Origin of the sequence: Phenylobacterium sp. (assembly GCF_004299445.1) — a bacterium.
Lineage (GTDB): Bacteria > Pseudomonadota > Alphaproteobacteria > Caulobacterales > Caulobacteraceae > Phenylobacterium.
Genome location: NZ_SCTC01000018.1, coordinates 12,247 through 30,517 on the forward strand (window position 1 = coordinate 12,247; position 18,271 = coordinate 30,517).

Here is an 18,271-nt window from a genome sequence, read left to right on the forward strand (position 1 = left end):
TCGCTCGCCGTCAATCGGCAGCCTAGTCCGAACGGTGACCTAGTTGGCTTGAGCGCGGCCTTAATCAAGATTCCAAAGGTGCGTAACATGAGCCAAAGACGCATCGGGTAGTCTGTCCGGTTCGTGCTGGTGAATGGAGGCGTTATGGAACAGCCGGCTGTCACGATCTCGATCGCCATCCTCCGCATCGGCGATGGCTGGCGTGTGATCTCCGATGGGGGATCGGTGGGAGACTTTCCCTATAGGGTCGACGCGGAAGAGGCGGCGCTGAGGTTCGCCGCGGCGGCGGAAGGGAGAGGACGACGCGTTGAGATCCTTCTCCAGCACCCTGGCGGTGAGTTGCGAAGCTTCGCCCGGAGTAATCCAGTCCAACAACCACCAGCGGCCGGCGGCTGAAAGTCTTGCGATTCAGAGACCGAGGCGTGGCCCAGGCTCCGTCCTCCAGCAAAGTTCTAGGTGTCTCCATCTAACGAGCGCATGATCCGGCTGTGTAATCGGGAGCGGGATCATGGTGGCGTCGCGTGTCCGTTCCGGCGCAGTCTTGGTAATCACGACTGGAATGCTGGGCGCCTGCGCGACCTACCCCCCCGCTCAGCAGCGGATCGCCTACTATGTCGTTCCCTGCGACACGCCTGGCGCCATCGTCACGGGCGCGCCGGCTTCGTCCCCTTCCATCGCGCCCGCCCCAGTGGAGGCGGCGCCGTCTGACAACGCCGCGAGGGCTTCAGCGGGCGCCGCACCGCCCCCGCCGGTCTGTATAGTCGCTGCCATGCGCCCCCCTGCATACGCGTCGTCGCGCTACTATCCGTCCGGCTACTATGGCCGATCCTATTACGCCCGCCCGGTCAGTTCGTTTGGGTTCGGATACTACGGCGGCGGGTCTCACGGCGGCGGAGGCCGTCGTGGCGGCGCGCACAGTGGTGGGGGCCATCACGGCGGGGGGCGCCACTGACGATGGCCTGTCCTTGCAAAGTCCGTGCGTGCGCACGCTCTGTCCGACGGGTCTTGGCGGCCCGTCTCTCCGCCGCGACGCCCGCCGCCCAGTACGGTCGCGGACAGTCAGGGCGACCCGGCCAGGGAAGGCCGCCGGCCTCCCGCGCCCGGGCGGCCCGCCTCCCGGGTCTCGACCAGCTGTCCCGTCGCCCGGACAAGCTCCGGTCAATATGAGCGAAATCTACGGCGTTGGCGTCGTCCAAGCCATCGATGTCCCCGGTGGACGGGTCACCATCGCCTACGAGCCCATCGAGGGCGTCAACTGGCCCGCTGGCGCCATGCCGTTCCAGGTTGCCAAGGCCGCGTTGCATGAAGGTGTCGTGTCCGGCGAAAAAGTCCGCTTCCGGCTGGAGACTCAGCAGATTGCGGATCCGAAGCCCTTCACGCCCGGCCAGAGCCAGCAGAGGCTAACGCGCTCCGATCGGCCCGTGGCCGCAAACGGGCGCAGCGAGTGACAATGAGAGCCTCGTATTCAAGGAGAACCGCTATCAGAGCGCTCTTGGGATTCTTGCTCGCTTTTGGCCTGTCGGCCACGGCGCAGGCCGCGGCGAACTCCGCCGAACAAGAGACCATCGCCACAGCGCGCATTGAACCGTCGTCCACCAATGCGGCGGTCATGCCGACGCCCTTCGTCGCCAAACACCCCGCGTCCGGCCGCGACGCGGCCGAACGCGCCGCGGGCCCGATGACGGCGAACGCGCAGATCGACGCCTACCTCCGCGCCTCCCCCACGACACCCTGGGAGGACGCCGAGGCCCTCGATCGGCAGGAGGACAGGCCAGCGCGGCAGATCCACGGTCAGGTTGGAGTCGCCGTCGGCACCGGCGGTTACCGTAGCGCCTACGTCCAGAGCGACATTCCCGTCGGGCGCGACGGGAATCTGAGCATCTTCGTGCAGGAAACGCAGTTCGGGCGGGGCCATGGCCATGGCTATGACAGCGGATACGGCTATGGCGCGCAGTCAGGCCGATCGCTGGGCCTGAGCCTGGATCTCAGCGGACCGGCGCGGGCGGCCGGTTGCCGGCAAGATTCCTGGGATCGCACCGCTCAGCGGGGTGAGCCTAGTCAAAGCCGACTCAACAGGTGCGTCCGCCCCGGACGACCGTTCAGGGGCGGGAACGAACCTTGAGCCTATCTGTGGAACCCGTCGGCGCGGCGCGGCCAGCGCCGCTGGTCACAGGCGAATTAACGCGGTAGCTGAAAGCTCCGACCCAACCACCGAAAGAGAAACCGGTCCGGCCTGAGGTGAGGGTGAAGTGAGTCACGCCCGTCACGGCTCCTGATGGGAGGCGATCTGAAGCTAGCGCATTCGGACCTTCGCCGGCGCGTGGCCGCGGTTCGTGGTCGCCGTTGACGGGCCTACGCTGCTGTCCTGATTGCCGCATCGCGGGGCCTGACAACCCTGTGGCGGGTCGGCCACTTCAGATCCTTAAACCGCCAACCTGAACTCGATTTCACGTCCAGGACACCTGAGTCGCCCGGGGGCCACGATACTCACTGTGGCGTCACTTTCCTCCCTCTCCAGGAGCGAGGAACCCAGTAGATCATGGATGGACTTTTCCGATGAAGACAATCGTCAGCGCCGCCTTGCTCAGCGTGCTCGCGCTCGCCGCTGCTCCTGCCTCGCAAGCCCAGGAGTGGTCGGGACTCTACATCGGCGCGCAGGCCGGAGCTGGCTTCCAACGTAACAAGGACAAGGAATCGATCCGCTTCGACACGGACTTAAACGGCGTCTCGGGCAATCAGGTGAATAACGCCGCAGGCGCTAACGCCTTTTCGCCTGGCTTCTGCAACGGCGCAGCCACCACCCCCAACACCGGCTGCCGCAAGCATGACGGCGGATTCGAGTTCGGTGGACGGGTCGGATATGATCGGCAGTTCGGCTCCATCGTCGTCGGCGCGGTCGGGGAAGCCACCCGCACCCAGGTGCAGGATAGCGTCACCGCCTTTTCCACCACGCCGGCAGCCTACACCATGACCCGTGAACTGGACGGCCTGTTGGCCGCTCGAGCGCGCGTGGGTTTCGCCAGGGGACGCAACCTGCCTTATGTCACCGGCGGCTACGTCAGGGGCAAGATTGACCGCCAGTTCAGCACCACCAACACGGCCAACACCTTCGCGGCCCGCGGTGGCGGCAAGAGCGCCGATGGCTGGCAACTTGGCGCCGGGGTCGAGCGCAGACTCACGCAACAGGTAAGCCTGGGGGTGGAATATCTTTACACCAACCTGAAGGATGACGGCTATCGGGTTCGGGCGAGCGGCGGGCCAGCTGGCGGACCGTTCACCGCGGCAAATCCGTCCGGCACCGACTTCAGTCGCAGCCAGGAACATTTCAAGGTCCAGGCGGTCCGTATGACCGCGGCCTATCGGTTCTGACCGGCGGCAGGGGGCGGACGTTGGGTCTCGCCCCCTGCGGCACGATCGATGCCGAGCGGCGTAAGCTTTGGCTTTTATCGAGCGGTTGCTCCCGGTTCGCTCGCCTTGAGCCTGGATTGACGCCCGAAGTCGAGTCGCTTGCACCTCGGCCCCACGACGGTGCTCAGCGATTCTGATGCACATGAACCCGATTTCATGTTCAGAACACGTGATTGGCCATCGGGGACGGTATCCATTGTGAAGTCGCCTTGTGCGATGAGTCGAGCCTTCCCCGCCCGTCCGACCCTTACCGGCACGCGCTATCCCCTTGGCGCGCCGGTCAAGCCCGCCGGCTGCGATCCCCCCTCGCAGCCGGCGGCCAACTTGTCGCACCATTTCCAAAGCAACGCCTGCGTTAAGCTTCGAAACCAGTTGGCAGTCAGCCGTAGAGGGGTCGCCAATGAAGCTGTTGATCATCGAGGATGACGCCGTCACCGCAGGCTACGTTCAGCGGGGCCTGGCTGAGCTAGGCCATGCCTGTGACCACGCGGCGACCGGGCTCGATGGTCTGACGGCCGCACTGACCAATACCTATGACGCGATCATTCTCGATCGCAACCTGCCGCAACTCGATGGTCTGTCCGTCCTGCGAGCCTTGCGGGCAGAGGACAACAAGACCCCAGTCCTGGTGCTCAGCGCGCTTGGGCAAGTCGATGACCGCGTGCAGGGGCTGAACGCCGGCGGCGACGACTATCTGACCAAGCCGTTCTCGTTTCACGAACTGATGGCCAGGATCGCCGCGATCATGCGGCGGGGCGGTGGCGGGGCCGCCGAGACAACCGTGCTCCGGGTCGCCGACTTGGAACTGGATCTGCTGAGACGCACGGCGACACGCGGCGGGCGTCGAATAGATCTCCTGACAAAGGAATTTCAGCTGCTCGAGTACTTCATGCGGCACGCGGGGCAGGTGGTGACGCGCACGATGCTATTGGAAGCCGCCTGGGACTACAGCTTCCACCCGGGCACGAACGTCATCGACGTCCATATCAGTCGCCTCCGCGCCAAGATTGAGCAGGAGACCGAAACCCCCTTGCTCCATACCGTCAGAGGGGCCGGATACCAACTTGATGGGCAATAGCTGGCGGACACGGCGTCAGCCTCATGCTGCAGCGTTTCGTGGCGCGCTGTGGATAACGCTCATCGCGGTCGCCACCACGGTCGCCGCCCTGAGCCTGCAGCATCTTCAGACGGCGAAGCTTCTTGATCTGGAGCTCAAGCACCTGGTCGAGGGCGAGTTGGAGGCGCTGACGGCGAGGCACCGGGACAACGGCTCGGCTCGCTTGGCGACCTACATTGATCAGCAACTCACGTCCGGCTCCAGGCGGGGCGTGGTCTATATGCTGGCTGGCGCCAACGATCAGCGGCTCGCCGGCAACGGCTTGGCTTGGCCGAAGGGCGCGCGCGAGGGCGTCGTTACAATATTTGAAATTCCAGTAAAGACAGACAATGGGCCCCGAGTTGAACGTGTGGCCGGAGAGGCAAGGTGGCTCGGGCCGAACCGTCGTCTACTGGTGGGGCATCTCGCCGACAGCCGCATAGCTCTAGGGCGAAAGTACTGGATCTCTTTGATCTTGTCGGTCGCCATCACGGCGGGGCTGAGTCTGACGCTCGGCTGGTTGGTGAGCCGTCGGGGTCCGAGCTTCATCACGCAGGTCGCCAAGACAGCCGACCGGTTCCTCGCCGGTCACCTCGATGAGCGCCTTCGGGTCTCTGGCCGCGATGACGAATTTGACCGCCTCTCTGAGGTCGTGAACGCCTGCTTCGAGGAAATCGAATGCATGGTCGGCTCGCTGCGGGCAGCCACCGACGGGCTGGCGCACGACTTGAAGACGCCTCTGACCCGCATAAAGGCTCGCATCGAACTTGCAGCCCTGACAGGCCAATCTTCATCCGAAAGCGAGGTCTTGGCGCAGACCGCTGCGGACCTGGACAGCATCCTAGAGTTGATGAACGGATTGCTGGCGCTGGCGCGCGCCGATGCGGCAAGCGCGCAGAGTTTCGAAGCCATCGACTTAGCCGTCGTGGTCCAAGATGCGCTGGATCTCTACACGCCCGTGGCTGAGGACAGGAATTGTCGCTTGGTCGGTGAGCTAAGGGCCGCGCCGATGCAGGGTATCCGTGCATTATTGCTGCACATGACGGCCAATCTAATCGACAACGCCATCAAGCACTCTCCGACAGGCAGCAGCATCATCGTCTCGACTTATAGCCAAGGCGGCTCAATTCATCTGTCGGTCGCCGATAATGGCCCCGGCATCCCGTCTGAGCACAGAGGCCTCGCCCTTCGACGCTTTGGCCGCCTTGACGAGAGCCGATCGACGCTGGGCAGCGGGCTCGGCTTGGCCCTCGTGCAAACGGTCGCCAGGGTGCATCGGGGGCAATTCACTTTGTCCGACAATCATCCTGGATTGGTCGCCGAGCTCAGCTTCAACAGGCGGGCCAACTGACCTGACCAAGTTTCGGCCGGGTGTCAGCTGACCTGGCGCCTCGCTCGATGAAGCGGAATTCATGTCGGCGCCATGATCCCATGATGTCGCTCTGTGAGGGTGTGATGCACCCAGTCTTGCGCTGTTCATAAGTTTGGCGGGAACCTTCCCATGAAATCCAGGTCTGACTTGGGCTACGGGTGGAGGCGCCTATCTTCGACGGCAGTTCCTCTTCCCGTACGATTTGGGGGGCGAATGCCCGGCCGGAGCCGCTTCGTGACCGATATCGCCGTTGCCCCGCACGGTCGCAGCTGGGCCGTCAAGCACAACGGCGGCTTTCTCGGATATGCGAAAAGTGAGTCGGAAGCGATGAAACTTGCCCAAGGGCTCGTCGATTGGATCATGGATCAAGGCCGTGCGGTCACGCTGGCGAACGGAGAGATGCCTACCGCGCCAGCTGTTCCCGGGCCAGCGCCGCGAAAAGCAGCGCGACCGCCACCGCCGTTATGTACGCCCCACGTATAGGCGATCCTCGTCGCTAAGGATGAATGACCACCTCGCAAATCGGCGGCGCCTCGCTTCTCCCCCCAAGCGGGGCGCTCCTCAGGAGATTTAGATGACCGACACCGGCCTTTCTTCCTCAGCCCGCCGCGAACAAGGTTTGATTTGCCCAGCCTGCCGGGTCGATCTGGTGATGACCGATCGTCAGGGCATCGAGATCGACTATTGCCCAAAGTGCCGAGGGGTCTGGCTTGATCGCGGCGAGCTCGACAAGATTATAGAGCGGAGCGCCGCCTATGAGGCCGGCTCACCCCTGCCCCAAGCGGCTCCCGAGCCCCCCACAACGACGCCAGGCTACGGCCGACCTTGGGATGGAGGCCGCTCCGCGGAGCACGGCGGCGGCCACGGCTGGAGCAAACACGGCGGTGGGGGGCACGGCGGTCGCCGTCGCGGTTTCCTGGGCGACCTTTTCGATTGAGACGTCAGGTCCCGCTTTGCGCTTTGGCAACCCGTGGCGCACAGTGAGCACAAACCACATTATGGCGTTCAGCCGCCCGCGCGAGCCCCGGCCCTTTGGGCAATGAGGCAAATTCTGACGGTGCGAGCGATGGGCTGCGTAGGGTTTGCGCTGAGCCTGGTGGCGGCCCCAGCCGCTGCCGCCGAAGAGCCAGCAAGCCTGGCCGCCGTGTTCGACAATACCATCGTATCAACCTACGGCGATGGACGTAACGCCAAGCTTTGGCTGGACCGGGACGGACGCTATCGTGGCCTTGGCTAGTCGGGCGACGCCTCAAGTGGTCATTGGACAATCAAGCGCGACAAGGTTTTGACCTGCCCCCCGCTCTCCGCCCTTCGCTGACGTTCCCTTCGCCAGTTGGGATGAGGCAGAACCTCCCTATCGGCTCTATCCCGGAGATGAGCTGGAGCTGACCGTCCCCTCCGCGCCAGAGCTGAACAAGACCCTGCTCGTGCAGCCCGACGGCCGGATCACCGCTCCACTGCTGGGTCCGGTGATGGTCGCTGACCTCCCGGTGCAGGAGGCTGCAGCCCGTCTGTCCGAAGGCTATGCCGCCCAGCTCCTGCGACCGGCCGTGAGTTTGAATGTCAAGGCCGCGCCAATTCGCGTGTTCGTCGGCGGCCAGGTGGACAAGCCCGGCGTCTACGAGATGGTGGGCGACATGACCGCGATGCAAGCGCTGATCATGGCGGGTGGAGTACGGCCTTCGGCGCGTGGCGGCGAAGCCATCGTCATTCGCCGTGGGGCCGATACCGTGGCGATGGTTCGCCGGGTTGATCTGGCGCGGGTGCTGCGCGATCCGTATGGCGATGCGATCCCGTTGCGCCGGCTGGATATCATCTACGTGCCGCGCTCGCGCATCTCCGGGCTCGGGGAACTGATGCAGCAACTCCGTGGGCTGCTTCCGTTCCAGTTCACCTACGCGCTCTCGCCGACCTTCCGCGGCTATTGAGCAGGAGCTACACCTTCGTCGCGGCCGGAGAGCGACGTGGCCGCGCTTCAAGCTGAGCAACCGGTAGCGGGCTTGGTCGTTACGCTGATGCCCGAGCACGGCCAACCCCGTGCAACTGTGGTAACTGACCGTTGCGTCGGACCATGACGCTCCACCCATCCGTGAGCCCATCATGCCGCCTGAATTGGACCTGCGATCAATGCGGGTCGCCGCTCTCCTGAACACCTCAAGTGGGGCCTGCGACGCGTCATCTCGCGCAGCGCTACTTGCGATCCTCCAAGACGCAGGCATTGAGCCGACGATGGTCTGGGACGTTGCGGGCAGTGAGGTCGATCGAACCCTGGACGCGGCTACCGAGTCCGAGGTCGATGTCCTCATTCTGCTCGGCGGCGACGGGACCATACGCTCGGCGGCGCAACGCAGCAGCCGCGATGGTCCCCTCTTGATGCCGCTGCCGGGGGGCACCATGAACATGCTGCCCAAGGCGCTCTATGGCGCACGAGCCTGGCGACAGGCGCTGGCGGACACCCTCGAGGCACCCGTCATCCAGCCGGTCCACGCCGGGCAGGTCGGAAGCCATCGGTTCTTCGTCGCGGGCGTATTCGGGAGCGCCTCGCTTCTGGCCGAGGCCCGTGAATCGGTTCGCGAGGGCGACGTTATGGGCGCGCTCGGACAGGGCGTCGCCGCGATAAGGCAGGCGCTGGGCCATGAACTCGGCTACCGGTTCGAAGGCGAGGCCGCCTCCAAGGCGGAAGCTGTGGTGGTTCTCTGTCCGCTGCCGCCGCAAGAGGCCGATATCGAGGTGCTGCTGGAGGCTGCGGCGATCGACATAGAGGGGGCGGGCGACGCGGTCCGTCTGGCGGTCATGTCCGCCTTTCGGGACTGGCGCGCCGATGAGACCGTCACCCACGCCCGCCTTGGAAGCTTGGAGATCAGCTCCGATGATCCCATCCCTGCAATCCTGGATGGCGAACGGTTCACCCTCGGCCGGTGCGAGCGCGTGACGCAGGTCCGGGAAGCCTTTTACGCCTTACGGCCGGCGACCGAGGCTAAGCCTGAACGTGACGCATCTTGATGATCCGGTGCTTGGTGAGTGCGCACCGGTTCTGTCGCATTCGCGAGCGAGGCGCAGCCGGCGAATTTCGAGTGTCAGCGCACCGCAAATTAACCCCGCCCACGGCCAGCCGCATCGCCGCGCCGCCCCGACCTCGGCTTCACGATGGCAGCATGCCGTGAGTTGGGGAAAAGAAAACCTCAAGCCCCGCACCCGGACCGCTCATGGATAGCTTGGTTTCCCTCGCCTCGGATCCCGCCGCCTGGGCTGCGCTCCTTACCCTCATCGTGATGGAGGTCGTGCTTGGGATCGACAACCTTATCTTCATCTCGATCCTCACCAACAAGCTCCCGGAGGATCAACGGGCAAGGCGAGACGCATCGGGATCGGTTTGGCGCTCGGCATGCGCCTCGCGCTGCTGGCCACGCTCGCCTGGATCGTCGGGCTGACGGCGCCGGTCTTCTCCTTGCCTTTCTCGCCGCAGCCGGACGCCTCTGGGCGTGCGCCGTTCGACTTGAACTTCTCTTGGCGCGACCTGATCCTGATCACCGGGGGCCTGTTCCTGGTCTGGAAGGCCACGAGGGAAATCCACCACAACGTGGATCCCGACCCTTCGCCGGGGGCCTTGATCCCTACCAGGCAGGCCGCGGTCAACTTCGGCGCCGCCATCTTCCAGATCATCCTGCTGGACTGCGGATTCCGACGTGACCTGCCCCCCGCTGGTCCCTCGGTCAGTATGAGAGCCCTGGGGGTTGATAGTTGATCTCCAGCGCCCGCGGGGTTCAGCCACACCGCTTCCGGGGTCAGTCCGCCGTGCGCCGAGTGCGGGCGCACGTGGTTGTAGTCGAGCCGCCAGCGCTCGATCACGGCGCGGGCCTCGGCCAGGCTTCCGAAGACCTCCTCGTTCAGACACTCGTCGCGCAGCTTGCCGTTTAAGCTCTCGACGAAGCCGTTCTGCTGCGGCTTGCCGGGCGCGATGTAATGCCAGTCGACGCCGATGCGGTTGTCCATTCCAGCATCGCCCGGCTGGTCATCTCGGTCCCGTTGTCGCTGACGATGGTGAGTGGGTTGCCACGCCGGGCGATCAGGGCGTCCAACTCGCGGGCCATGCGATCGCCGCCGATCGAGGTGTCGACGACCAGGGCCAGGGCCTCGCGGGTGAAGTCGTCGACGATGCACAGGATCGGAAAACGCCGACCCCAGCTGAGCGTGTCGGCGACGAAGTCCAGGCTCCAGCGCTGGTTCGGCCCATCCGGCAGCGCCATCCGCGCCCGCGTGCCGGTGGCGCGCTTGCGGCCGCGGCGCCTGCGCACCGCCAGGCCCTCCTCCCGGTAGAGCCGGAAGAGCTTCTTCTTATTCATGCTGACGCCTTCACGCTGCAGCAGGATGCCGAGGCGCCGGTAGCCGAAGCGGCGTCGCTCCGCCGCCAGCCCCCGCAGCCGCTCGCGCACGTCCGCATCGCCCGGCTGGGCCGCGCGGCGCACCGTCTTGGGATCGACCTGGACCAGCCCGCAGGCGCGCCTCTGCGAGAAGCCGCGCTCCGCCATCAGGCGAAGCACGGCCGCCCTGCGCGCCGCGGGCCCGATCAGTTTTTTCCCAGCAGGTCCTTCAGCGCCGAGACGTCCAGCATCGACTCCGCCAGCAGCTTCTTCAGCCGACGGTTCTCGTCCTCCAGGGCCTTCAGCTTCGTGGCGTCCGACACGCTCATGCCGCTGTACTTGGCTTTCCACCGGTAGAAAGGTCTCCTCGCTGATCCCGTGCCGCCGACAAACCTCCGCCGTCGGACTCCCGGCCTCCTGCTCCCGCAGCACGCCAATGATCTGCGCCTCGTTGAACCTGCTCTTCTTCACGTCCGTCTCCTTGGATGACGGACTCTCATTCAAACCGAGGGATCAGGAAGGGGGCAGGTCAGTGCGACAAAGCAGCGGGCGCGGGGCGGCAAGTCGGAATGACGCCACTCCTACCGTCGTTTCGAGCGAGAGATCCGGTTGGCGTCGGGTGCGGTTGGTGAGACATTGGCCCAGGGCTCGCCGCAGGGAGCGCCGGTCTTGAGGCGTTGCGACCGGCTACAGTTACGAGCGAGCGAAAGGACGTCGCGGTTGGGTAGGCATTCGCAGGGTGGCTGGCGTGGCGGTGATAACATCCCGTTCTCCGGTTCCACGCAAGGCGGCAGGCCAGGAGCGCGCAGGCCCCGGATGCGGCGCGTTGTCTGGGTTCTCGCGGGCGCCGCGCTGATCGCCTGGTCGCTGCTGGCGTGGTTCGCCTACGAGGTTGCGGACGGCGTGACGGCCTGGCTGAAAGCCAATAGCGCACCAACTCTGGACAGCGCCAAAGACCTCGCCACCTTGAGCGGCGTGGGCAAGGAAGCGGCCTTGGTCTTCGAAAATATGGGCGGGGCCGGTCTGGTAGGTCAGGGCGCCGATCTGTTGCGGGGCATCGCAAAGCCGGTCATCGTGGTGATCTGGGCCTTGGGCGCGGTCTTCCTCGTCCTTGCTCCCCTTGTCCTCTCAAGGTTGGGGGGCGTTCTCGCCGCCTCAAGAAGAGGCGGCTCACACCACTAACCGCTATGCTCGGGCCACGAGCTTGGCGACATCGCCGGGGTAGAGTCTCCTGTCCGCCGCTCCCAGAAGATCCTTCAGCGCCGACACGTCCAGCATCGACTCCGCGTTGCGCACGCGGAGCACATTCGCCCATTGCTTCCAGAGCCAGGCCTCCGCTTCTCCGCCGTTCGTGCCGTCGACCAGGTTGGTTTCGGTGTGCATCAACTGAAGCTTGTACCGATCATGGTACTGCCGCGTGGTCTAGTCGTAACCGAACACCTCGCCCGCAGCCCACGTGCGGCCCTCCGGCGCGACCCTATGCTCATTCGTCACGTAGTAGTCGGTTCCCATGATGCAGTGATGGCGAAGGCTGCGTTCGAGGAAGAACTGATATTCCGCTTCCCTCATGCCCTTGTCCCAGAGGTAAATGTAGGTTTCTGAATCGACCCGGCGACCGTAGTTCAGGCCCAAGGATAGGAACCGATGAGCATTCCGAATCTCGGCCGCGCGGATTGCCGCCGGGCTGTCGGCATGGAAGTACTCCGAACTCTCAGACTGCACGAAGAAGGCGTCGGGCCTCACCTTGAGGATCGTGTCCATGGCCGTCCAGGTGCTTGAGCGCCGTGACGAAGCCGAGGTCGGACGCCAACTGCTCGTTCCACCACCCGTAGAGCGCTGAGAAGCTGGCGCAGACGAACATCTCGTTTACGGACGATTGGGTCTAGAGTTCGGCTTTGGGCGCCCGGCGGACGCGCGTGTCCGCTAAACGGCAACCGTCTCAATGCGCGGAGAATCGAGAAGTTCGAAGCTACGGTGGAGATCATGATGCGGCGCGGCGCCAAGTCCGCCGATGATCCGGCGGCGTTCGCCGCCCCCGCTGTGTCCTGGAGAACCCGGGGGCGCGCATCCAGCGGCCGCCGCCGCGCGTCTGACCCGCGGCCGCGCCTCAAGGGTGGTAACCGTCGCCGTCGGGGCAAGCCTCACGCTCGGTCTGGATGGTGACATGGAGCAGTTTGTAGTCGTCGCGCAGGCGACTTTCCACGGCCTTGCGCACCACTTCCCCGTCGGCGCCGTCGGCGAGAACCACGTGGACCGAGGCGCTGGCCTGGTCTGCGCCGGACACCCAGACGTGGAGATCATGCACGCCAGAGACCCCGGGCGTGCCGATCATCGTCTTGCGAATGTCTGCCAGGACGGCGCCGCGCGGCGTGCTCTCCAGGAGGATGTTGGTGCTGTCGCGAAGTAGAATCCAGGTCCGGGGCAGCACCCAAAGACCGATGGCGATGGCGACGATCGGGTCCACCCAGGGCCATCCCGTGAAGCGGATGACGAGTGCGCCGACGATGACGCCGAGCGAGCCCAGCATGTCCGCCCAGACCTCGAGATAAGCGCCCTTGATGTTGAGGCTCTTGTCCTTGCCTCCCGCCAGCAGCCGCATGGAGATGAGGTTAATTCCGAGCCCGAGGACGGCCACGATGAGCATCCCCGTCGACTGGACGGTTTCGGGCGTCACGAGACGGCGGATCCCTTCGACCAGCACGTATAGCGCTACGCCGAACAACAGCAGGGCGTTGAAAGCTGCAGCCAGGATCTCGAAGCGACGATAGCCGAAGGTGCGGCGCTCGTCGGCGGGCTTCGCGCCGATGCGGATCGCCACCAGGGCGATGGCCAGGGCTGCGGCGTCGGTGAACATGTGCGCTGCGTCGGACAGCAGCGCCAGGCTGTTGAAGATGAAGCCCGCCGCGACCTCAGCGATGAGGAAGGTGCTGGTCAGCGCCAGCGCGATCGTCAGCCGCCGGCTATTGGTGGCCGCGCCGGCATGATCGTGGCCTGCACCCATGGTCAGCTCCCTTGCTCAGCGGATCGTTGCAGACCAACGTTTGAATCGGCCAATCGCCCCGCAATGCTCCGGTATCATGAACATCGCATTCGGATGCCGTTCATTCCGGCTGTGAACCCATACAGCCGCTCTCGTGTTAATTGCCGGAAGGAGGACGTGATGGCCCGCACAAAGTTCGTCAAATTCGCTCCGCTCTTCGCCGCGGGACTCGCCGGCCTGGCCTTGGCCGGATGCTCCACATACGGCGCCGGCGACTACGGATACTACGGTCGCTCATATCCGAACGCGTCCTACCGGGCGCCCTATAGCCACGGTCGGGGCGCGATCTACACCGCGCCCTACGGTTACGATCGTGGCCACGGCTATTCGCGCGGCTACTCTAGCGGGCACAATGGCTTCGGTCATCTGGGCGGCCGCCGGCATTGAGTTCGCCGTCCGGTCGCTGTCGGATGAGCCGAACGGCCGGGATGGTATGCTGCATGATCAGGGGTCCGGCGCCCGGCCCAGCATGCCTACACCGCCGATCCTATCTGTGCCGGGTTCGGTGAAAACCGACGCAACGGCCGCCCTGGCGATATGCGGGGTCCGGCGGAAGCCGTTGCTCGCGGCTCAGCGCAACCGCTGTGCGGTCTTCCGGCTGCGCTAAAGGCTCCACCGGAGGTGCTAATCGTCGAAAAGGCCGCCGAGAAAGCCGCGCCGGCGCCCGCCGTGGCGCCCGCCGCCGTGCTTGCCGCCCCCGTGTCCGCCGCCATGCTGCCCGGAATAGCCTCCGTCCCAGGGCTGCCCATAGCCCGGCGCCGGGCTGGCGGGCGGCTCAGGAAACGCCTGCGGCGAGGGAGCCCCGGTCTCGTAGGCGGCGCTGCGCTCGATAATCTTGTCGAGTTCGCCCCGATCGAGCCAGACCCCGCGGCACTTGGGGCAGTAGTCGATCTCGATTCCCTGCCGGTCAGTCATTACCAAGTCCACCCTGCAGACCGGGCATAATAGCCCCTGGTCATGCCGAGCCGAAGAGGTGGCGCCGGTGTCTACCATCTGTCGCTCCTGACTGCGCCCCGCTCGCTCGGGCGAGCGGGGCGCCTGACGGCGAATTCGCCCTAGTGATGACGGTCATATCCGCCGCGCGGGGCCACATAGTGGCGGTCGCGGTCCCGCCGATGCTCACGGCGCACGTGGCGTTCGGAACGGTTGTCGTAGCCGTAGACCTGAGCGCCATAGTAGGCCGACCCTCCGTTGTAGGCGTTGCCGCCGTAGGGCTGACCATAACCATATTGCACGGGCGGACCGTGGGACCCGCGGCCGTAGCTTTGGCCGCGATACGGCTGCCGCTGGCCGTAGTAAGGCTGCTGGTCGTAGAAGCCCTGCTGGCCGGCGTAGCCGTAGGGCTGCGCCAACGCCGCCGACCCGCCGAGAACCGAGAGAGCCGCCGTGGCGGCGATGAGCAAACGCATGAAATTTCACTCCGATTTGCTGGCGGAAGACCCACTCAGCGATCAGGTATCATCAGCGCGCGCGCCTGAACTCCAGCGGAACGGTCGGCGTCATCTTCTGTTCATCTGCAAAACGACAGGTCGGGAAATCTCATGACGTTTGACGCCAGGCCCAATAACTTTTCGGCCCGCGCCAGAGTAGAGTAGAGGCGCCTTCGGCTGGGCCACCGCGTGTACCGGAAGCTGCAGCCTCGTCGGCTGTAAAGCCGGCCGCGACAGGGCGGACGGCCTCGGCTCCGGCGCCGTCGGCCAGCTCCACGTAAATGGCGGCGCGGGTCCGATCCGCGCCGGTCACCCATCGTCTTCTATCGCGGGCTCGCTCGTGGTCTTCTGCGCAGGCGCTCTCGTCGAACAAGGGCGCGAAGAATCTGCTGCAGAGGAACTGCGCCGTGCCTCGAATCGCTCGGAAACTTGTGCTCCTGCTGGCGCTTGTGCCAGGCTTCGTGGGCGCCCAGGAACCGGTTGCGCCGACTTCAATCGGCGCGACCGAGAACGGTGCTCTCGCCTTGGAGATGGAGTCCAACCACGACCATCACGGTCATGGATATCAACGGGTCCAGGGTGTTGTGGAGTTGCGGGAGCCCGAACTCGAGGCTGGGCGCACGGTCACGAAGCTCGAGGTGACGTTCGACTTCGACTGCAAGACCCAGCAGCTCCGGACTGTGCGAACAACCCGCCGGACCTGGACCGGCGAATACGCCGGGACGACGTTCAGCCGAGAAGCGTGGCGGCCGCCCGCGATGAATGCCGAAGTGCAGGCCTTGCGCCTCGTCTGCTTCGTCCCGGCGCCATCGCAAAGCGAGGCTCCCGCACTGGCTCGCGCCAATGCGCCACGACGACGGTCCGAATCCCAGGTGATCGTGATGCCCAAGAACATCCTTCCTCGGCGTTGAAGGTGGATTCCCTGCACTTAGAGAAGCGGGCATTCGACGTCGGGCGCGCCGAGACAGCCGGGAAGGTGCGGCGATCGCCGAGCGGGTAGAACTCCTCTGCCCCAGTTTGCCGCCTGCAGCAGCATTCCCTAGAGTTGAAAGGCGGTCGCCCGTCGTTGCGCCGTTCTGGAGTTTGGCCGATGAGCGAGATCGCCTATTCGACGGAGTTGCTCATCCGTCAGCCGGCGCAGGTCATCTGGCGTCGCCTGATCAGCTTCGACGAGTACCCGAGTTGGAACCCGTATCAGAAGATCGAGGGTGAGGCGAAGGCCGGAGCGAAGGTTCGGTTCTCGGTCAGCTGGGGCAATGTGTCCAGGAAATCGGTCCCTGCCAGAATCACGGCCTTCGACGCGCCACGGCGGCTGGAGTTCACGATCGGCTGGCCGGGCTTTCGGGAGCGGCGCTGGATCGAGCTTGAGCCCGTCGAGCAAGGGGTCCGGGTTCGGCATGGCGTGCGCTTCACGGGCTGGCTGGCGCAGATCGCGTTCAAGTACAAGCTCAGGATCGAGCGGCTTGAACCCTACTACGATGCGTGGGGCGCCGCCTTGGCGGGACGCGCTCGATCTGCTGCCCCGCCACAAGACGGAAAGCCGATGAACCGGCGTCAGCGCCGCGCCGCGCGGAGAAAGGCTGGCTCCTAGCGCAGACGCTGGTCCCAGGGGCGTGTGGCAGCGAGCGGCGTCCTCTTCGCAGAAGCGGGTCCAGCGACGACAACGGGTCAGCCTCAGTGGGCCAGAAACCAGGACAGCGGAAGGCCCTGCACAAGCTCGCGCGTGACGCCGCCGAAGACGTTCTCGCTGTAGCGAGGCCGGCTATAGGCTCCGCTCACCAGGAGATCACATCCTTCGACCTCGGCGTGCTGCAGGATTTGGGCGCAAACGCCAGCGGCGCTCTTGGAGAGATGAAGATGTTCTGCGGGGACTTGGTGCCGCCCCAGATGTTCGGCGGCCTGCGCCAACCGTTCACTTCCCACCTCGTCGCCGACGCCAAGGACGACGACGCGCTCGGCGCGCTTCAGAAGCGGGAGCGCCTCATGCATAGCTCGTCGAGCTTCCCGGGTGTCTTTCCACGCGAGCAGGATGTGCTGATACGGCGTTCTTGGACGGTGCGATCCGATTTGCAGGACCGGCGCGCCCGAGCGGGCGGACAGGTCGGTCGGGTCAACAGTCGCAAACGGTCCGCTCGCGGGCGCGCCGAGGATCGCCAGGTCAGCTGTGAGCAGATGTTCGCGGAGGATCAGATTTGGATCCGAGATACCCGAGCACCAGTCCGTGAGGATCTGGCGCCCCGCGAACACCTCGTCTTGGATCGCCTGCGTGCTCTCGAGCGCCTCGCCGAAGGCCAAGGCTTGGAGCGTGGCTCCGCCGGCGCTCCCGAGGAGCGCGTCGTTCAGTATCGAGGTTCGGGGCCAAGCAAAGGCCGTGACCGAGAGGCGGCCGCCGTAGGTCTCGGCGAACTCGGCCGCCACCTCCAGGGTCTGACGCACCGTCGGGCTGGGGGTCGCGTCCACCACGATATCGGCATAGGTCATCGTTCGCCTCGCATCGGCTGTCGGACCCCCTCGCGGGGTCTCGGGGTGTGAACGTTCAACGGCCTACCCTAATCCGCCTTGCGACGTGTCAAAATCGCGCCAACTCCATGGCCGGTCTCGTCGGTCGAACTTGTGGCCTTTGCCAGGGCGTCGCAGACTTCAACGACGCACCCAATGAAGGCGGTCCCCAGGTATGCGGCAGAAGGTCAGTCGTGGAGCGCTCTTCCTTTTCGTCTTCTCGCTCATCGTGCTCGGCGGCGCCTTGTATCTCATCTTCGCCAGTCCTCACGAGCATGCCTACCGGGCGGCCCGCGCCGTTTTGGTGCGGTGAGACGGCGCTGTGCGCTCTCGGTGTCCGGAGCATGGGCGCTCCGGACACCGAGCGTGCGGGTCGTCAGCGCGCCGCCGGTCGCAAAATCAGGCGACAGATGGCCGGCAAGACGAACAGGGTCAGGACTGTGGCTGTGACCAATCCGCCGATCACCACGGTGGCGAGCGGCCGCTGGACCTCCGCGCCAGTTTCGGTGGCGAGCGCCATCGGCACGAAGCCGAGGGAGGCGACGAGCCCGGTCATGAGAACCGGGCGCAGCCGCTCCATGGCCCCGTCGACGATGGCATGATCCAGATCGGCGCCTCTCTCCAGCCGCTGTCGGATGGCCGTCATCATCACCAGGCCGTTCAACACCGCGACGCCGGACAAGGCGATGAACCCGACCGCGGCGGAGACGGAGAATGGCATGCCTCGCGCGGCCAGGGCGAACACGCCGCCGGCCAGGGCGAGCGGAATGGCCGAGAAGACGCCCAGCGCCGGCTTCACCCCACCTAGAGCCATGTAGAGAAGCGCGAAGATCAAGAGGAAGCAGAGCGGCACGACAACCGCCAGTCGAGCCTGCGCGGCCCTGAGGTTCTCATACTGCCCGCCCCACTCGACCCAGGCGCCCGTCGGTAGCTTGACCTCGCTTTCCACCTTCCGCTGCGCCTCAGCGACGAACGAGCCCAGGTCGTTGCCGCGAACGTTCGCCTGCACCACCACGCGTCGCTTGCCGTTTTCGCGGCTCACCTGGTTCAGCCCCTCGGAATAGG

The 18,271-nt window shown here is 65.3% G+C and carries 20 protein-coding genes and 3 pseudogenes; 15 read left to right on the forward strand and 8 right to left on the reverse strand.

The features are described 5' to 3' along the window. Positions 1–1,163: 1,163 nt before the first annotated feature. From EPN98_RS05275 to EPN98_RS05320, 10 genes and pseudogenes are all read left to right on the forward strand, one after another. On the forward strand, positions 1,164–1,448 hold the full coding sequence (locus tag EPN98_RS05275) for a copper-binding protein (RefSeq protein ID WP_293361239.1): 285 nt from the start codon (positions 1,164–1,166) through the stop codon (positions 1,446–1,448). Positions 1,449–1,492: 44 nt separating this feature from the next. Then, positions 1,493–2,122 (forward strand): hypothetical protein, encoded by a 630-nt coding sequence (locus EPN98_RS05280; RefSeq protein WP_293361241.1) that lies wholly within the window; start codon positions 1,493–1,495, stop codon positions 2,120–2,122. 434 nt (positions 2,123–2,556) lie between these two features. After that, positions 2,557–3,369 (forward strand): outer membrane beta-barrel protein, encoded by an 813-nt coding sequence (locus EPN98_RS05285; protein WP_293361243.1) that lies wholly within the window; start codon positions 2,557–2,559, stop codon positions 3,367–3,369. Positions 3,370–3,808: 439 nt separating this feature from the next. Next, a complete protein-coding gene (locus tag EPN98_RS05290) occupies positions 3,809–4,486 on the forward strand; it encodes a response regulator transcription factor (protein WP_293361245.1) in 678 nt (225 codons plus the stop codon). Beyond that, positions 4,476–5,855, forward strand: a complete 1,380-nt coding sequence (locus EPN98_RS05295; protein WP_293361247.1) for a HAMP domain-containing sensor histidine kinase — start codon at positions 4,476–4,478, stop codon at positions 5,853–5,855. Before EPN98_RS05290 ends, EPN98_RS05295 begins: the two co-directional genes overlap by 11 nt. A 595-nt stretch (positions 5,856–6,450) precedes the next feature. After that, positions 6,451–6,813, forward strand: a complete 363-nt coding sequence (locus tag EPN98_RS05300) for a zf-TFIIB domain-containing protein (RefSeq protein WP_293361249.1) — start codon at positions 6,451–6,453, stop codon at positions 6,811–6,813. Positions 6,814–7,228: 415 nt separating this feature from the next. Beyond that, positions 7,229–7,429, forward strand: a pseudogene (locus tag EPN98_RS05305) (polysaccharide biosynthesis/export family protein); the annotation flags it as partial. 30 nt (positions 7,430–7,459) lie between these two features. Further along, a complete protein-coding gene (locus EPN98_RS05310) occupies positions 7,460–7,804 on the forward strand; it encodes an SLBB domain-containing protein (RefSeq protein WP_293361278.1) in 345 nt (114 codons plus the stop codon). 199 nt (positions 7,805–8,003) lie between these two features. Further along, on the forward strand, positions 8,004–8,879 hold the full coding sequence (locus EPN98_RS05315; protein ID WP_293361251.1) for a diacylglycerol kinase family protein: 876 nt from the start codon (positions 8,004–8,006) through the stop codon (positions 8,877–8,879). 203 nt (positions 8,880–9,082) lie between these two features. Next, a pseudogene (locus EPN98_RS05320) lies at positions 9,083–9,549 on the forward strand (TerC family protein); the annotation flags it as partial. A gap of 107 nt (positions 9,550–9,656) precedes the next feature. Here the strand turns inward: EPN98_RS05320 and EPN98_RS05325 are convergent. After that, positions 9,657–10,708, reverse strand: a pseudogene (locus tag EPN98_RS05325) (IS3 family transposase); the annotation flags it as partial. A gap of 345 nt (positions 10,709–11,053) precedes the next feature. On the opposite strand from EPN98_RS05325, the gene EPN98_RS05330 reads away from it, so the two are divergent. Next, positions 11,054–11,419, forward strand: a complete 366-nt coding sequence (locus tag EPN98_RS05330; protein WP_293361253.1) for a hypothetical protein — start codon at positions 11,054–11,056, stop codon at positions 11,417–11,419. Between the two features lie 3 nt (positions 11,420–11,422). Here EPN98_RS05330 and EPN98_RS05335 read toward each other — a convergent pair whose 3' ends face one another. From EPN98_RS05335 to EPN98_RS05345, 3 genes are all read right to left on the reverse strand, one after another. After that, entirely contained in the window at positions 11,423–11,620 is a 198-nt protein-coding gene (locus EPN98_RS05335) for a hypothetical protein (protein ID WP_293361255.1), read from the reverse strand. Positions 11,621–11,659: 39 nt separating this feature from the next. Further along, a complete protein-coding gene (locus EPN98_RS05340) occupies positions 11,660–11,998 on the reverse strand; it encodes a hypothetical protein (RefSeq protein WP_293361257.1) in 339 nt (112 codons plus the stop codon). A gap of 346 nt (positions 11,999–12,344) precedes the next feature. Further along, on the reverse strand, positions 12,345–13,238 hold the full coding sequence (locus tag EPN98_RS05345) for a cation diffusion facilitator family transporter (protein WP_293361259.1): 894 nt from the start codon (positions 13,236–13,238) through the stop codon (positions 12,345–12,347). A gap of 159 nt (positions 13,239–13,397) precedes the next feature. Here EPN98_RS05345 and EPN98_RS05350 point away from each other — a divergent pair, with 159 nt between their 5' ends. Continuing rightward, positions 13,398–13,664, forward strand: a complete 267-nt coding sequence (locus EPN98_RS05350; RefSeq protein ID WP_293361261.1) for a hypothetical protein — start codon at positions 13,398–13,400, stop codon at positions 13,662–13,664. Positions 13,665–13,901: 237 nt separating this feature from the next. Here EPN98_RS05350 and EPN98_RS05355 read toward each other — a convergent pair whose 3' ends face one another. Continuing rightward, a complete protein-coding gene (locus EPN98_RS05355; RefSeq protein WP_293361263.1) occupies positions 13,902–14,270 on the reverse strand; it encodes a zf-TFIIB domain-containing protein in 369 nt (122 codons plus the stop codon). Positions 14,271–14,332: 62 nt separating this feature from the next. After that, positions 14,333–14,686 (reverse strand): hypothetical protein, encoded by a 354-nt coding sequence (locus EPN98_RS05360; RefSeq protein ID WP_293361265.1) that lies wholly within the window; start codon positions 14,684–14,686, stop codon positions 14,333–14,335. 428 nt (positions 14,687–15,114) lie between these two features. On the opposite strand from EPN98_RS05360, the gene EPN98_RS05365 reads away from it, so the two are divergent. Both EPN98_RS05365 and EPN98_RS05370 read left to right on the forward strand, forming a co-directional pair. Beyond that, a complete protein-coding gene (locus EPN98_RS05365) occupies positions 15,115–15,618 on the forward strand; it encodes a hypothetical protein (protein ID WP_293361267.1) in 504 nt (167 codons plus the stop codon). Between the two features lie 179 nt (positions 15,619–15,797). Further along, entirely contained in the window at positions 15,798–16,298 is a 501-nt protein-coding gene (locus tag EPN98_RS05370; protein ID WP_293361269.1) for an SRPBCC domain-containing protein, read from the forward strand. An 83-nt stretch (positions 16,299–16,381) separates the two neighbouring features. Here the strand turns inward: EPN98_RS05370 and EPN98_RS05375 are convergent, their stop codons facing one another. After that, on the reverse strand, positions 16,382–17,188 hold the full coding sequence (locus EPN98_RS05375; RefSeq protein WP_293361271.1) for a universal stress protein: 807 nt from the start codon (positions 17,186–17,188) through the stop codon (positions 16,382–16,384). Between the two features lie 193 nt (positions 17,189–17,381). On the opposite strand from EPN98_RS05375, the gene EPN98_RS05380 reads away from it, so the two are divergent. Next, positions 17,382–17,519, forward strand: coding sequence for a hypothetical protein (locus EPN98_RS05380; RefSeq protein ID WP_293361273.1), 138 nt, complete (start codon positions 17,382–17,384; stop codon positions 17,517–17,519). Positions 17,520–17,582: 63 nt separating this feature from the next. Here EPN98_RS05380 and EPN98_RS05385 read toward each other — a convergent pair. Then, the coding region (locus EPN98_RS05385) for an efflux RND transporter permease subunit (RefSeq protein WP_293361274.1) at positions 17,583–18,271 on the reverse strand (689 nt) is incomplete at its 5' end.